The 15,303-nt window shown below is 68.4% G+C and carries 14 protein-coding genes; all 14 read right to left on the bottom strand.

Annotation, left to right across the window (positions count from 1 at the left end; translation table 11 throughout):
• Position 1 precedes the first annotated feature (1 nt).
• The 14 genes from OSB52_RS05940 to nadB all read right to left on the bottom strand — a co-directional run bounded on the left by OSB52_RS05940 (position 2) and on the right by nadB (position 15,214).
• On the bottom strand, positions 2–1,042 hold the full coding sequence (locus OSB52_RS05940) for a YdcF family protein (protein WP_266060889.1): 1,041 nt from the start codon (positions 1,040–1,042) through the stop codon (positions 2–4).
• Positions 1,043–1,126: 84 nt separating this feature from the next.
• Positions 1,127–1,552 carry a DoxX family protein gene (locus OSB52_RS05935; RefSeq protein ID WP_266060709.1) on the bottom strand — a complete coding sequence of 142 codons (426 nt, stop codon included), beginning with the start codon at positions 1,550–1,552 and terminating at the stop codon, positions 1,127–1,129.
• 170 nt (positions 1,553–1,722) lie between these two features.
• Positions 1,723–3,252: an NAD(P)(+) transhydrogenase (Re/Si-specific) subunit beta gene (locus OSB52_RS05930; protein ID WP_235722887.1), complete on the bottom strand. Its 1,530-nt coding sequence runs from the start codon at positions 3,250–3,252 to the stop codon at positions 1,723–1,725.
• A complete protein-coding gene (locus OSB52_RS05925; protein ID WP_160902001.1) occupies positions 3,249–3,554 on the bottom strand; it encodes an NAD(P) transhydrogenase subunit alpha part 2 in 306 nt (101 codons plus the stop codon). The genes OSB52_RS05930 and OSB52_RS05925 overlap by 4 nt, the downstream gene beginning before the upstream one ends.
• Positions 3,554–4,636, bottom strand: a complete 1,083-nt coding sequence (locus OSB52_RS05920; protein ID WP_235722888.1) for a Re/Si-specific NAD(P)(+) transhydrogenase subunit alpha — start codon at positions 4,634–4,636, stop codon at positions 3,554–3,556. Before OSB52_RS05920 ends, OSB52_RS05925 begins: the two co-directional genes overlap by 1 nt.
• A gap of 410 nt (positions 4,637–5,046) precedes the next feature.
• Positions 5,047–6,600, bottom strand: a complete 1,554-nt coding sequence (locus OSB52_RS05915) for a molybdopterin-dependent oxidoreductase (protein WP_266060706.1) — start codon at positions 6,598–6,600, stop codon at positions 5,047–5,049.
• A gap of 52 nt (positions 6,601–6,652) precedes the next feature.
• The gene (locus OSB52_RS05910; protein ID WP_266060705.1) at positions 6,653–8,128 is read right to left on the bottom strand and encodes an FAD-binding protein; all 1,476 of its coding nucleotides are present in this window, start codon (positions 8,126–8,128) and stop codon (positions 6,653–6,655) included.
• A 145-nt stretch (positions 8,129–8,273) separates the two neighbouring features.
• Positions 8,274–10,532, bottom strand: a complete 2,259-nt coding sequence (locus OSB52_RS05905) for a heavy metal translocating P-type ATPase (protein WP_266060704.1) — start codon at positions 10,530–10,532, stop codon at positions 8,274–8,276.
• A gap of 6 nt (positions 10,533–10,538) precedes the next feature.
• Positions 10,539–10,703, bottom strand: a complete 165-nt coding sequence (locus tag OSB52_RS05900; RefSeq protein ID WP_266060703.1) for a hypothetical protein — start codon at positions 10,701–10,703, stop codon at positions 10,539–10,541.
• A complete protein-coding gene (locus tag OSB52_RS05895) occupies positions 10,700–10,903 on the bottom strand; it encodes a heavy-metal-associated domain-containing protein (RefSeq protein WP_235722893.1) in 204 nt (67 codons plus the stop codon). The genes OSB52_RS05900 and OSB52_RS05895 overlap by 4 nt, the downstream gene beginning before the upstream one ends.
• Before the next feature lie 111 nt (positions 10,904–11,014).
• Entirely contained in the window at positions 11,015–11,308 is a 294-nt protein-coding gene (locus OSB52_RS05890) for a metal-sensitive transcriptional regulator (protein WP_235722894.1), read from the bottom strand.
• Between the two features lie 121 nt (positions 11,309–11,429).
• Positions 11,430–12,413, bottom strand: coding sequence for a hypothetical protein (locus tag OSB52_RS05885; protein WP_266060702.1), 984 nt, complete (start codon positions 12,411–12,413; stop codon positions 11,430–11,432).
• Between the two features lie 214 nt (positions 12,414–12,627).
• Positions 12,628–13,509, bottom strand: a complete 882-nt coding sequence (locus tag OSB52_RS05880; protein ID WP_266060700.1) for an alpha/beta fold hydrolase — start codon at positions 13,507–13,509, stop codon at positions 12,628–12,630.
• A 76-nt stretch (positions 13,510–13,585) separates the two neighbouring features.
• On the bottom strand, positions 13,586–15,214 hold the full coding sequence (nadB, locus tag OSB52_RS05875) for an L-aspartate oxidase (protein WP_266060698.1): 1,629 nt from the start codon (positions 15,212–15,214) through the stop codon (positions 13,586–13,588).
• Positions 15,215–15,303 lie beyond the last annotated feature (89 nt).

Here is a 15,303-nt window from a genome sequence, read left to right as displayed (position 1 = left end):
CTCACTCGGCGGGCAGCGAATCGATCGCCGACGACCCTGCGTCGAGAAGACTTTCGAGCAGCTTCTCACCGAACTCGGGGATCAGGCCCGGCCCGGTGTCGGGCAGATTGTCGGGCAACGGCAGCCCGGCCGTGCGTGTCGCCGGGATCTCGGCCGCGCGGGTGGCCTCGAGCCGGATTCCCTTCTGCCGGTCGCGGGTCAGCGGTTCGCGATATTTGTCGAGTTCGGTCGCGGTGGTCACGGTGGCCACCGACCGCAGTCCCACCGCAGCGAAGTCGGCTGCCGCGCGCCGGATGTGGTTGGGTGAGGTGATCAGGATGATGTCATTGATGCCTTGCCCGCGGAGGATCTCGGCGGTGTTCTGCGCGTTGGCCACCGTTGATCCCGAGCGCCCCTCCTCGGTGATGCGTCCGGCGTCGACGCCGTTGGCCACCAACCATTTCTTCATCGCGGCCGCCTCGGTGATGCCCTTCTTGGGGGCGCCGCCTGCCACCACGATCGGCGCGGATGCCGCGGCCTCGGCCTGCGCCTTGCCGGCGGTGACGCGGCGGATCAGCTCCGGCGCCATCTTGCCATTGCCGTTGAGCCCGTATCCGAGAATGACGATCGCCGTCCGGCCGGTCACGGTTTTCGGGGAGGTGTCCGGCACGATCTGCGCGGCGGCATCCACCCCGGCGATGATGTTGCGCGCGGTCGTGTGCAACGTCCGGTTGATCCCGTTCAGCTTCGCCAGCGCTGCATCACTTCCGGCGGCATCGTCGACCTGCGCCGACCAGATGGCCTGCAGCGCAAGTGCATACGGGTCCACCGGAACCACGCTGAGCATCTGCTGCAACGACTCGAGCCCACCGGTCACGTCACCGGCGGCGAACTTCTGCTGCGCCGAGTTGTAGAACGTGGACGGGTCCATCGCGGTGACCGCCGGGCGGACGCCCGGTTGCGCGGAATGGTCGACCGGCAGCGCGCCGATCACGAGACCACCGACGGCCGCGGTCGCCACCACGCCGACAGCGGCCAGGCGTGCACGTTTCACTCTCGTCACACGAGTCACTTGCGTAACAGTAGGCTGGGAACCTCACGCCGCAGCACCCGTCCGATCCCAACTCGATAACACCCACCGAATCCATCAGCGCCGGATTCCGGCCACCTTCAGCAACTCCGGGCGACGCAGCACGAGTCCGACCCACAGCAAGACACCGAAGTAGACGGCGAACAGGGTGTGGTCCAGCAGCGGCGCCTCGATACGCATGTTGGCGGTGACCGCGCCACCGAGGTAGGCGGTCAAGCCCACCGCGCCGAGCACCGCGGTCCGCGGGATTGCGAACACCACAAGGCAGATGAGCAACACGGTGCCCATGATGTAGGTCTGGTCGATGGGGAAGCCGAGCTCGGCGGTGCTTTCGACGACACTTTCGGGCTGCGTCAGCTTGCCGACGATGTCGAAGACCAGGAAGGCGCCGAGCAGCACGCTGATGACGACTCCTGTTGTGTGCCGCCAATTTCGGCGGGTGGTGGTTCGGTCGGTTTCGGTGGCGACGGTGTGGCTGGTCATGATGTCCTCCGGTGGCGATGGGTGGTTTGTGCGTAAATAGACCACCACTCACCACGAAACTCATCGCCCGCCGCGCCAGACCCCGAAGACGACTCTTCCCCCGGGTGTTGTTTCTTCGGTCGACTGCAGTCAGCCTAAGAAGCGATACCCGGGGGAAGAACCGAGAATTGCTACAGCGCCTTGAGCTCCTCGATCACGCTGTCGACGCTCTTCTTGGCGTCGCCGAACAACATCGATGTGCCGTCGGCGAAGAACAGCGGGTTCTCGATGCCGGCGTAGCCCGAACTCATCGACCGCTTGAGCACGATGGTCGACCGCGCCTCGTCGACGTTGAGGATCGGCATGCCGTGGATCGGGCTGCTCGGGTCGTTGCGCGCAGCCGGGTTGGTGACGTCGTTGGCACCGATGACGATGGCGACGTCGGTGCGGTTGAACTCACCGTTGATGTCGTCCATCTCCTTCATGGCGTCGTACTCGACGTCGGCCTCGGCCAGCAGCACGTTCATGTGTCCGGGCATCCGGCCGGCCACCGGGTGGATGGCGTATTTGACCTCGACGCCCTTGCCCTCGAGCAGGCTGGCCATTTCCTTGACGGCGTGCTGGGCCTGGGCAACGGCCAGACCGTAACCGGGGACGACGATCACCTGATTGGCATACGCCATCTGGATCGCGGCGTCGGCAGCCGAGGTGGCCTTCACCGTGCCGCCGGCCGCGCCGCCCGGACCGGCTGCGGCGTCGCCACCACCACCGAAGGAGCCGAACACGATCGCCGGGATGGAGCGGTTCATCGCCTTGGCCATCAGGTTGGTCAGGATCGAACCCGAGGCGCCGACGATCATGCCGGCCACGATCAGCGCAGTGTTGTCCAGCGCGATACCCGCGGCCGCCGCCGACAACCCGGTCATCGCGTTGAGCAGCGAGATGACCACCGGCATGTCGGCGCCGCCGATCGGGAACACCACGAACAGCCCCATCACGCCGGCCGCGACGAGCAGGCCGAGCATCCACCAGCCGCTGGCGCCCCCGCCATTGGCGGCATTGATACCGAGGTAGATCGCGATGGCCAGCGCCACCACCAGCAGCACGATGTTGGCGAGCTGGAACAGCCGCGCGTTGCCGACGAACAGCTTCTCCAGCCCCTTGGGCAGGATCTCCTGCAACTTGGAGAACGCGACGAGCGAACCCCAGAACGAGATCGAACCGATGATCGCGGCGATCAACGACCCGATCACCAGCGGCGAGGCCGGTTCGGTGTTGTGGAACTCGCCGAAGCCGGAGGTCTCCAGGAACTCCGCCCACGCGATCAGCGCGACGGTACCGCCACCGACACCGTTGAACAGCGCCACCAGCTGCGGCATGGCTGTCATCTTGGTGCGCAGCGCCGGCGGGATGCCCAGCACCACACCGAGAACCAGACCGATGACGATCAGAATCCAGTTGATCGTGGGTACTCCGACGGTGGAATGTCCGTCGTCACCGACGGCACCCTCGTTGTAGACGTAGAGCAGGGTCGCGGCCACCGCCAGCGCCATACCGGTTGCCGCGATCCAGTTACCGCGCACCGCGGTTTTCGGCCCGGTCAGGCCCATCAGGCCGTAGATGAACAACGAGAACGACACGATGTAGAGGGCCATCACCAGATAGGAGATGCCCTGACTCGGGGTGTGGGCGTCTGCCGCCAGCACCAGGTCCGCGGTCACTTGGCCGCCTCCTTCTTACCCTTGAACATGCCCAGCATGCGGTCGGTGACCGCGAAGCCACCGATCACGTTGAGCGTGCCGAACACCAACGCGACGAACGCGATGATCCGAATGCCCCAGTTGGCGTCGGCGGGCAGTTTGCCCAGCACCACCAGCGCGCCCAGCACGACGATGCCGTGGATGGCGTTGGTTCCCGACATCAGCGGGGTGTGCAAGGTGTTGGGCACCTTGGAGATCACGGCGAAGCCCACGAACCCGGCAAGAACCAGGATCGCGATGTTCGCCAGCAGTCCGGTGTACATCAGGCCGACACCTCTTCTCGGGTCACGCAGGCACCAGCCAGCACCTCGTCGTCGAAATCCGGTGTGAACGCACCGTTGTCGTCGAGCATCAACTCGAGCAGGGCGAGCAGGTTCTTCGAGTACAGCTCGCTGGCATGCTCGGGCATCGTCGCCGGCAGATTCAGCGGCGAGGCGATCGTCACGTCATGTTTGACGACGGTCTGCCCCGGCTCGGTCAGTTCGCAGTTGCCGCCGGTCTCCCCCGCCAGATCGATCACCACACTGCCGGCCTTCATCCCCTCGACCGCCGCCGCGGTCACCAACCGTGGCGCGGGACGCCCCGGCACCAACGCAGTGGTGATCACCACGTCGAAACCTTTGATCGCGTCCTCGAGCGCCTGCTGCTGCTTGGCGCGCTCGTCGTCGGTCAGTTCGCGCGCGTATCCGCCCTCACCGGCGGCGTCGATACCCAGATCGAGCCACTGCGCACCAACCGAACGCACCTGCTCGGCCACCTCGGGCCGCACGTCATAGCCGGTGGTCCGGCCGCCGAGGCGTTTGGCGGTGGCCAACGCCTGCAGTCCGGCGACCCCCACCCCGAGCACCAGCACCGTGGCCGGTTTCACCGTGCCCGCGGCGGTGGTCATCATCGGGAAATACCGCGTCGACAGGTCCGCGGCCACCACGACCGCCTTATAACCGGAGACATTGGCCTGCGAACTCAGCGCATCCATCACCTGGGCCCGCGATATACGCGGAATCGCCTCCACCGCATAGGCCTCGACGCCTGCGGACTTCAGCGCGCCGATCTGGTTGTCGGCGTTGCGCGGCGCCAGAAAACCGATCAGCTTCTGGCCGCTGCGCAACTTGCCGATCTCGGCGTCGGTCGGCGGGGCGACCCGGACCACCACATCCGCGGAGTACGGGTCGCCGATCGTCGCACCCGCGTCCACATACTGTTCGTCTGGAATCAACGCTCCCAGACCGGCGCCCGATTCGACGATCACCGGGACACCCTTCCCGACCAGCGAGCCCACCACCTTGGGGACCAGCGCCACTCGGCGCTCGCCCTCGGCGGACTCGCGCACGACACCCACACTCATAGTTCTCACCTTTGGTTTCGGACAGGTCGCACTTGGCTGACCGGACCCCTCGGTCGCCCCACATCGCATTCGGATCGCGGTTGCGATGTGCCGGGTGGCAGTGCATTGTCGCCCGGCTCACAAAAACGTGCGACGAACATAGCACGAGGTCACGCGCAAGGGTTCGGTCAGTCGGATTGGTCACTCAACCCTTGACGGAACATGTTCTATCAATTCTGGACAGTTGTCTATTCAGCTGTCCGAGATGCCTGGCAGTGGCCGTGCTTGCAGGTCGAGTTTCGCCGCACCGGTCGGACCGGAGTCCGCGGCAGAAGTTCGCGGAGGAATGTCCGCCGGCATCACCACACGGAGCCGTGGGCCGGATAATCCATCCGAGAGTCCCCTGCGGTGATCCGCACGGACACTCCGGCTCAGGACACCGAGAACCGACGTGCATCCAGGCCGGTGGCCCCTTCCGGAATCGGCGACGCGTAGGCCTCGACCTGTTGGTTGCCGTCCTTGTCGATAGCGCGGCATTCCACGGTGTGCTCACCCGGGGTCGCATCCCACGCGAAGCGCCACTGCCGCCAGGTGTCGATGGAGTATTCGGTGGCCAGCTCGGCGCGCTGCCACCCTCCGTCGTCGACGCGCACGTCGACCGCAGCGATCCCGGTGTGCTGCGCCCAGGCGGTTCCGGCGATGATGACCTCGCCCGCCTCGATCCGTGAATCCGTGGGGCGATCGATGCGCGAGGACAGCTTGATGGGCCCGAGTGCCGACCATCCGCGGGTGGTCCAGTACGCCTTGGCGTCGGCGAAGGTGGTGAGTTCCCAGTCGGTGACCCACTTAGTGGCCGACACATAGCCGTACAGGCCCGGCACCACCTGTCGCACCGGGTAGCCATGCTCGACCGGCAACGGCTCCCCGTTCATGCCGATCACCAGCAGCGCGTCGCGGCCGTCGGTCACCGCGGACACCGGGGTGCCGCAGTTCCACCCGTCGGCGCTGGTCGACAGCAGCATGTCGGCGCCCGGCCGCACACCCGCCCGATCGAGCAACGTCGCCATCGGCACACCCAGCCAGCGCGCGTTGTCGATGAGGTCGCCCCCGACCTCGTTGGACACGCAGGTCAACGTCACGACGCGTTCGGTCATCGGCATCGCGACGAGCTCATCCCAGCCGATGCGGATCTCGTTGTCGACCATGCCGTGAATACGCAGTGACCATCCCTCGGTGGTCAGGTTGGGGACCTGCAACGCGGTGTCGATCCGGTAGAAGTCGGCGTTGGCGGTGACGAACGGGGTGGCGCCGGGCAGATCCAGGTCGGCGCCCGGGGGGATCGGCGGTGCCGGCGTGCGTGGCGACGGCAGGATGAGCTTGGTGCGGTCGGCCACGGTGCGGGCGGTGTCGGCGAGCATGCGTCGTCCGACGGTGCCGACCACCACCGCCACCGCCGCGATACCGCCGGCGGTCAGCACGAATCGGCGGTCCACGCGGCGCCCGGCCGGGGCCGGATCATCGTCGGGGCCTGCCTGCTCCTCGGGCAGCATCGAGACCAGCAGGCGCAACACCAGCACCGCCACCGCTGCACCGAGAAGCGACGGCAGCACGAACGTCCACCGCGAGTCGGGCCGATCCCACGCCGCCAGCACACCCACCACGCCGAACACCGCGACGACGACCGCGCCGATCGGCGGCCGACGATGCTCGGCGATGCCGCACGCAGCCGCGATCAGGGCGATCAGCACTCCCATGCCAATGTAGAGAGCGGGTTTGTCGGCGGTGCCGAAGGTACCGATGGCGAACTCACGACCGAAGGTCGGCGCATGGTCGACGACGGCTGCGCCGACGGCGAAGAAGGGTGACGACCCGGTGTCGATCCACGCGGCGACGATCTCACCGACCGCGAGTCCGGCGCCGACGGCCACCAGTCCTGCCGCGGCCGCGGCGAACAGATGACTACGGGTACCGACGCGGGAGGTCACATCCCCTTGATACCCCACCACCCCGCTGCGGCGGGGCGCCCGGCGTGCACCGTCACCCTTCGGTCACAACTGACGAGCGCTGTGCCGCATGCCGACCCGCGCGACGCCCGAAATACGAGCCCTCGCCGAGTTGCGTTCCGCTCGCGTAGCCCTTTCCGTCCTGGGCGATGTTGGCGGCACACGCGCCGGCCGCATAAAGCCCGGCGATGGGTGTGCCGTCGTTGTGGAGCACCTCGGCGTCGAGTGAGGTGGCCATGCCTCCCATGGTGAAACAGGAGTACATCGCCTTGCCGAGACTCAGGTCGAAGGCCCCCCAGGGGCCGTGGTCCTGCGGGGCCAGGAACTCCGCGGACTTGTGGAAATCGGGATCTTCTCCGCGAGCGGCGTTTGCGTTGTAGTCGGCGAGGGTCTTCTGCAGGCGCCCCTCCGGGATTCCGAGTGCCGACTCCATCTCCTCGACGGTTTCCCACCCGTCGATCAGGTTGATCAACGGAACCTCCGGACGCTCCATATGCGCCTCGTCGACGATGAGGAAGGCGGTCGAATCCGGTTGGTCCATCACGAAACCCGCGGTTCGCGAGTGGTAGGAGTCCTCGGCGACGAAGCGATCACCGTCCTTGTTCACCACGATGCCGGTGAGCAAAATGCTCGGTGGGTAGATCGGGGCGGTCACGAACGCCTGGTCCATGTGCCGCAGCGCGGCGCCCACGGATTCGCCGAGGCGGATGCCCAACCCGTCGTCGTAGGTACTGCCGAGGGTGAACGGCTTCTCGGCGACATGCGGCACGTACCGCGCGACCATCTCCTCGTTCATCACGAAACCACCGGCCGCGATGATCACCGAAGCCGCGCGGATGACGCCGTGAGCCTCAGGAGTGCGCCAGGACGCCCCGACCACGCCACCCGCGTCGTCGACGACGAGCTGCCGGGCGCCGGTCTCGTATCGGATCTCCGCACCGAGTTCGGTGAGACGCTTGACCAGGAGATCGACCACCATCGACGCACCACCGGTGTCGCCGGGCACCGGCACCTTGTGGCCGCGCGGCGCGGGGACGGCCATGTCCTTGAACGGCCACACCTTCTCGTTGCCGGTGAACATCAGCCCCTGGGTCTGCGGCTGGATCACCGCCTTCTCCGGATAGAAACTGCGCTCGAAACTGAACCCCAGCGACTCGAGCCAGGTGAAGTGCTCGACGCTGTCGACGCAGTAGGCGTGGATCTTGTCCGGCTCCGGGTCCCGGGACACCGCGGTGATGTATTTCTCCATCTCTTCGGCGGAGTCCGCGTGCCCGGTCGCCTCCTGCACCGCGGTACCGCCGCCGAGATAGAAGTGTCCGCCGGCCATGCAACTGGTGCCGCCCGCAGCGGCCGCGCGTTCCAATACCAGTACCTTCGCGCCCGCGGCCGCCGCTTCCACCGCCGCGCTGCCGCCGGCCACCCCGCACCCGATGACCAGCACGTCGACCTCGTCGGAGAACGACTCGACGGAGTCCAGCGCGATGGTGTCGGGGACCTCAGTTCCTGCCATGCCCACAGGGTAGACGATGGACTAGAACATGTTCTAGTTCAGGTGCGATGAGGGTCAGCGAAATGCCAACCGCGCACGCGCCATGCATCCGCGCACGTCGCGACGTGCGCGGATGCGTGACGAGTGCGCGCTTGCGCCAGACCCCTCACGAGCGCGAATGCGCCCGGAACCGCCGCAACCGCAGGCTGTTGGCCACGACGAAGGCCGACGACAACGCCATCGCCGCGCCGGCGAGCATGGGGTTGAGCAGTCCGGCAGCAGCGATCGGAATCGCCGCGACGTTGTAGGCGAACGCCCAGAACAGGTTGCCCTTGATGGTGGCCAGGGTGCGACGGGCCAGGCGGATGGCGTCGACCACCGCCCACAGGTCGCCGCTGACCACGGTCAGGTCACCGGCCTGGATCGCCACGTCGGTACCGGTACCCATCGCGATCCCGAGATCGGCCTGGGCCAGCGCCGCGGCGTCGTTGATCCCGTCGCCCGCCATCGCCACCGAGTGGCCCTGTGCCTGCAACTCCTCGATGGTCGCCAGCTTCTGGGCCGGCGTGACCTCGGCGACGACCCGCTCGATACCGACCGACCGCGCCACGTGTTCGGCGGCACCGGTGTTGTCGCCGGTGAGCAGGATGGGGGTCAGGCCCATCCGGCGCAGTTCGGTGATCGCCGCAGCCGAGGTGTCCTTCACCTGATCGCCCACCACGAGCACGGCGACCGGCCGGTCGTCGAAGGACACGATCACCGCGGTGGCGCCACTCGACTGCGCCTCGGCGACGGCTGCCGACAGGGACTCCGGGAGCGCCACGTCGCTGCTCGGCTTCTCGACGACGACGCGGAGCCCGTCGACGGCTCCCCCGACGCCGGACCCCTCGATCGCCCGGAAATCGGTCACCTGCGGCGTCGGACCCGCATACCGACGTCCGGCGGCCGCCACGATCGCACGCCCGATGGGATGCTCCGATCCCGACTCGACCGCGGCCGCCGAGCGCAATGCCCGCTCCTCACCCGGCCCGTCGGCGACGACGACCATCGACTGCAGGGACATCTCTCCTGTGGTCACGGTGCCGGTCTTGTCGAGCACGATCGTGTCCACCCGCTTGGTGGACTCCAGGACCTCGGGTCCCTTGAGCAGTACCCCGAGCTGGGCACCCCGCCCGGTGCCGACCATCAATGCGGTGGGTGTGGCCAACCCGAGGGCGCACGGGCACGCGATGATCAGCACCGCCACCGCGGCGGTGAAGGCTACCGAGATACCTCCGGAATCACTTGCGATGCTTGCACTTCCGAGCCAGAAGCCGAGCGTCGCGACAGCGATGGTGATCACTGCAGGCACGAAGTAGGCAGAGATCCGGTCGGCGAGGCGTTGCGCGTCGGCCTTACCGGCCTGCGCGTCGGCCACCATCTTCGCCATCTGTGCGAGTGAGGTGTCCGAACCCACCCGGGTGGCGCGGACGACCAGTCGCCCGGCGGCGTTGACGGTTGCACCGATGACCTCGTCACCGGCGGTGACCTCCACCGGCACGGATTCGCCGGTGATCATCGACGCGTCGACGGCCGAGACCCCGTCTAGGACGATCCCGTCAGTGGCGACCTTCTCGCCGGGACGCACCACGAACACATCGTCGACGGCGAGCTCGGCCACCGGGATGCGGCGTTCGTTCCCGTCCACGAGGACCGCGACATCCTTGGCGCCGAGATCCAGCAGCGCACGGAGTGCATCACCGGCACGACGCTTGGCGCGCTTCTCGAAGTAGCGGCCGGCGAGCAAAAACGTGGTGACACCTGCCGCGGCCTCGAGATAGATGTTGGCGGCACCGTCGCCGCGAGACGCGATCAGGTCGAAGCCGTGGTGCATCCCGGGTTCTCCGGCGGTGCCGAAGAACAGCGCGTAAAGCGACCAGGCGAACGCGGCGAGCGTTCCCATCGAGACCAGGGTGTCCATCGTGGTGGCTCCGTGGCGCAGGTTTATCCACGCGGCGCGGTGAAACGGGTAGGCGCCCCAGACGATGACGGGCGCCGCCAGCGTCAACGACAGCCACTGCCAGTAGGTGAACTGCCAGGCGGGCACCATCGCCAGGGCGATCACCGGAACGCTGAGCACCGCGGAGACGACGAGCCGCTGCCGCAGGTCGTCGAGTTCGGCGTCACCGCGCTCGTCCGATGAATCGTGCTCGTCGTCGCCCGGTCCGCCGACTGGCGACGCGTCATACCCGGCGTCTCGCACCACGGTGATCAGCTCGGCGGAATCCAGTGTGCCCGGATACTCGACATGCGCCTGCTCGGTCGCATAGTTCACCGACGCGCGCACACCGTCGAGCTTGTTGAGCTTGCGCTCGATCCGGTTGGCGCACGACGCACAGGTCATGCCGTCGATGTCGAAGTCGACCTGCTCGAGGCCAATGGTCATCTCAAATCACTCCGAATGCTGTTGATGGGTCCCGGATTCATGAGTGCCGGACGCGGGCGGGGAGGCATCCCCGGCCCACGGATCCACCACGCGGCCGACACCGAAGGCGATGCCGAAGACGGCAGCCAGGGCGGCGACGAAGGCGGCGATCCGATAGGCGGGGGTGGTCATGCCAGTTGGTAGCCGGCTTCGGCGACCGCGGCGCCGACCTCGGCGGTGTCGAGTTCGCGGTCACTGGTGACCTCGACGGCGCCGGTGTCGAGGGTGACGTCGACGCTGTGGACGCCGGAGATCTCCTCGATCTCCTCGCGTACCGACGCCACACAGTGCTCGCAGGTCATGCCGGTCACGGTGTAGGTGGCGGTGGTCATGGTTCGTTCCTCCTTCATTGGACGTCGAATCGACGTATGTGCGGTGGTGGTGCATGCCGAGCAGGCCGGATACACCGACGGCCGGTTCGCCGAGGGGCAGGATTGGCCGTGTCAGGACTTGACGAGCCGGGTGATCGCCGCCATGGCCTCGTCGATCTTTTCGTGGCCGGCGGCGTCGCTTTCCTGAGCGGCGTGCATCACGCAGTGGTTCATGTGCTCCTCGAGCAGACCCAGTCCGACGGCCTGTAGCGCCTTGGTCATCGCAGAGACCTGCGTGAGGATGTCGATGCAGTAGGCCTCGTCGTCGACCATGCGCTGCAATCCACGCGCCTGCCCCTCGATCCGCCGAAGCCGTTTGAGGTAGTCGTCTTTGCTGCTGATGTAGCCGTGCGATGCGGTGTCCATGTCTTCCATCCTGCCCTCAGATACCGGTACCCCCCTAGGGTACACATCGCAGGCCATGACCGAAACCCACACTGAACAGCAGTTTTGTCGAGTAGCTCACTCGACAGAATTCACAACGGCCCTACTTGCGGACTGCCGGACCCTCCGTGGGACGCATCGCGGCCGCGAGTTTCTCCAGCGCTGCGGCGACGTCGCGCAACGCCGCGGCGATCTCGGCACCGTGGCCGTCGGCTTCGTGGGCACTTCCGGTCCCCGACGTGCCGAGCGTTTGATTCGGCATGGACGCCTGCGGCGGGCGGGCCGGTGGCGCGGGAGCGACCGGCGCCGAAGCGGGCGCCTCGTCGTCGGGGTCGGGCAGGCGGTGGCGGCTCGACGCCTGCCGCGTCATGTCCGCGGGTGGTTCGGCGTCGGTGGACCGGCGACCGAGCCGGTAACCCTGGTGTCCGGCATGTGCTCGGACCGGTTGGGCGGTGGTCTCACGTCGGCTGGTCGGATCTGCCGGGATCGGGGTGGGCGGGCGCGGTGCGGCTGAACGCATCGGGCCGGATGGTTCGGGCGATGGCCGACCGGGCCGAAGGCGCTGCGCCTCCGCATCGTCGAGCGCCCGCTGAGGTACCGGTCCCGTTGCTGATCGTGGCGCGGGTTGGCGCGCAGCCGACGGGGGTGCGGGCTGCTGCGGGCCGGCCATCCGCGGGGGCGCCGGGGGTGCAGGCGCAGGCGATGGGGGCGCGGGCCGCTGCGGAGCCGGGCCCGCCGGCGGCCCGGCGTGCGGCGTCGACACGGCCGTGGGGGCGTGGCCGTTCGACGGCGCGAAGAAGTGCCCCCCGCCGTGGCCCTCGTAGAACAGGCATCCGGTGCCCTGCGGCGAGCGAGCCGTGCACGGATTGCGCTCGATCAGGGACTGGGCGTGGTCATCGAAGTCGTTCCACTCCAACCACAGTCGACGGTCGACCCGTGGATGCGAGCTGGCATCGGTGGCATGGTTCCCGCGATGACCCGCGGCCAGCCGGCAATGCAGCAGCCACTCCGACTGACCGGTCAGTCCCAACGCGGTGCGTTCCTGCGGTGTGCACACGACCGTCGACCAGCAGCCTTCGCCGTTCATCCGGTCACTCCTTCGGGCATCACGCACATGCAGTGGTCGATCATTTCTGACTCGGGGCGCGCCTGATTGCGCAGCACCCGCCATACGACGCCCCCGACTGCGTCTGATGACCGATCGGTGCCCTCCCCGGCGGCAAGTGTACGAAGGATCCACCCGTCCCCGCCAGGGTCGCGGCCCGGGTGTCGGCCGAAACCCGACAACTCTTGCGTCGCGCTCAGCCTTCGAGGTACTCCAGCACGTGCTGTCCGACGACATCCGGGGCGTCGAGCTGAAGGAAATGTCCGGCGCCGTGGATCTGCGTCACGACACTTCCCGCGGGCAGTACCTCCGCCAATCCCTTGACGAAACCGCTGTGCATGCATCCGTCGGCCGCGCCGTGCAGGTACATCATCGGGCTGATGGGCAGCCGCAGCCATGCCGTGGAATCGTCGGCGTATCGCGGCGCGACCCGGGCGCGCAGCGGCGCGCGGTAATAGCCGAGAGCCGCCGTGCGATGTGCGGTCGACGGCAGGGCGGCCAACGCATTGTCGACGTCCGCCGCGTCGGGGGCCGGGCCCCATCGCCGCCACAGCATCGGGATCATCCGCCCCAGCACCCGCTCGGGCAGCACCGGGATCTGGTTGAACCCGATGTACCAGCTCTTGGCGAGTTGGCCGGGCAGCAGCCGGAGCCGTGCGCCGACGGAGCGTTCCCGAATCGCCGCGATCGGCGGCACCGCCAGCGCGATCAGTCGGCGGAACGGGTGGTCGGCGCGCGCGGCGATCGCATGCACCGTCATCGCACCCCAGTCATGCCCGATCAGCACCGCGCGGTCATCACCGTCGAGCGCTCGGTGCAGTTCGAGTGCATCGTAGGCCAGTGCGGCGACGTGGTAGTCGCCGTCGGCCGGGACCTCCGACGGCGAGTAGCCGCGAGTGAACGGGGCCACCACGCGGTAGCCGACCTCGGCCAGTGCCGGCCCGAGATGTCGCCACGTCCAGGCCGAGTCGGGGAAGCCGTGCAGGCAGATCGCCAACGGGGCCGACGGGTCTCCCCAGGTGAGCGCGTGCAGACGGAGGTGGCCGAGATCCACGTCGAGCCGGTCGGGCGCGGTCATGCTCGCCGACGTTACGCCCCCGACGTGGCGCGGCGGAGCGCAACGGTGCTCCCTGGCGCCGCCCCGGCGGGCGTCGTCAGGACACCAGTGTCGCGACGTCGCTGATCGCGTCGCCGGCCGCGCAGTCGCTGATCTCACCGTCGATGAGGCCGAAGCATCGGGTCCGGCCAACGGGATCGGTGTGCGGGTGGTCGGTGCGGGTGTGACATCCCCGCGACTCGGTGCGCGCAGTCGCCGCCACGACCACCACCCGCGCGGCCAGGGTCAACGCCGCATCCTCGACATCGGCGACGGTGCGCACCGGCCGGGCTGTCGCGCCGGCGAGGTCGGCGGCGACCGCGGCCAGACCGGCAGCGTCGCGGCGCAATGCCACCGACCGTGTCATCCGATCCTGGAGTTCACGCCGCGGCATCGTCGCAGCGAGGGCAGTACACGGAGTCGGGTCGACCTCCACGACCGGTCGATCCCGGCGGGCGACGGCCACGGCGGCGGCGCGCCGCCCCAGCACGAGTCCTTCGAGAAGACTGTTGGAGGCGAGCCGGTTGGCGCCGTGCAGTCCGGTCCGGGCCACCTCACCGGCGGCCAGCAGTCCCGGGACCGCGGTGCGGCCGTCGACATCGGTCAGCACTCCCCCACACAGGTAGTGCGCGCCGGGCACCACCGGGATCCGGCCGCTGGACAAATCGAGCCCGGCGCCGACGACGCCGGCGGTCACGGTCGGGAACCGCCGATCGAAGTCGGACACGTCACGGATGTCCAGGTACACCGACGGCGCACCGGTCGCGGCCATCCGGGTCTCGATGGCGTTGGCGACGACATCGCGGGGCGCCAGATCGCCGCGCGGGTGCACGCCGTCGGTGACCGATCGTCCGTCGGCGTCGACGAGTCGTCCCCCCTCACCCCGCACCGCCTCGCTGATCAGCGTGCGCCGCCCGCGTGCGCCGTCGACGTAGAGCATCGTCGGGTGGAACTGGATGAACTCCATGTCCGCGACCACCGCCCCGGCCCGCAGCGCCAGCGCGATGCCGTCGGCGGTGGCGCCGGCCGGGTTGGTGGTCGCCGCGTACAGGTGGCCGCTGCCGCCGGTGGCAAGCAGCACGGTCGGCGCGTGGACGACCCGGTCGCGGTCGCGCGTGCGGAACGCCACGCCGGATACCTGGCCACCGGCGCGCAGGATGTCGGTGGCGATCGAGTGATCCAGACAGACGATGGGCGAGCTCGACGCAGCGGCGCGCAGCCGATGACTCAGCGTGGACTGCACCGCGGCACCGGTGGCGTCTCCGCCGGAGTGGATGATGCGACGCACCGAGTGCCCACCTTCGCGGGTGCGCGCCAGCTCACCGTCGGCGGAACGGTCGAACTCGGCACCCCAACCGATCAGCCCGGAGACCGCGCCGGGACCGTCGGTGAGGATCGGCCGCGACGTGACCGGGTCGGTGAGGCCGGCACCGGCGGCGATTGTGTCGGCCAGGTGCAGGTCCACGGAATCGTCGGTCGCCTCCGGGTTCACCACGGCGATGCCGCCCTGGGCATAGAACGTCGCCGTCGACTGCTCGGCCTGGCCGGCCGGCCGGGCCGCGCCCTTGGTGAGGACGACGACCCGCAACCCCGCCTCCGCCGCGGTCAGCGCGGCCGTCAGCCCGGCCACCCCGGCCCCGACCACCACGAGGTCGGCGCGCATCTCGTCGCGTTCGGTCGTCTGCATGTCGCACCTCTTCGGCCACGTTTTCGATCCCCAGTCGAAAACTGTACGCCTGTCGATGCGATGAGAACATGGCTCATGGTCCGGTGCCC

It is taken from the genome of Gordonia aquimaris (genome assembly GCF_026262595.1).
Taxonomy (GTDB): Bacteria; Actinomycetota; Actinomycetes; order Mycobacteriales; family Mycobacteriaceae; genus Gordonia; species Gordonia tangerina.
This window is presented reverse-complemented; position numbering and strand designations above follow the sequence as displayed.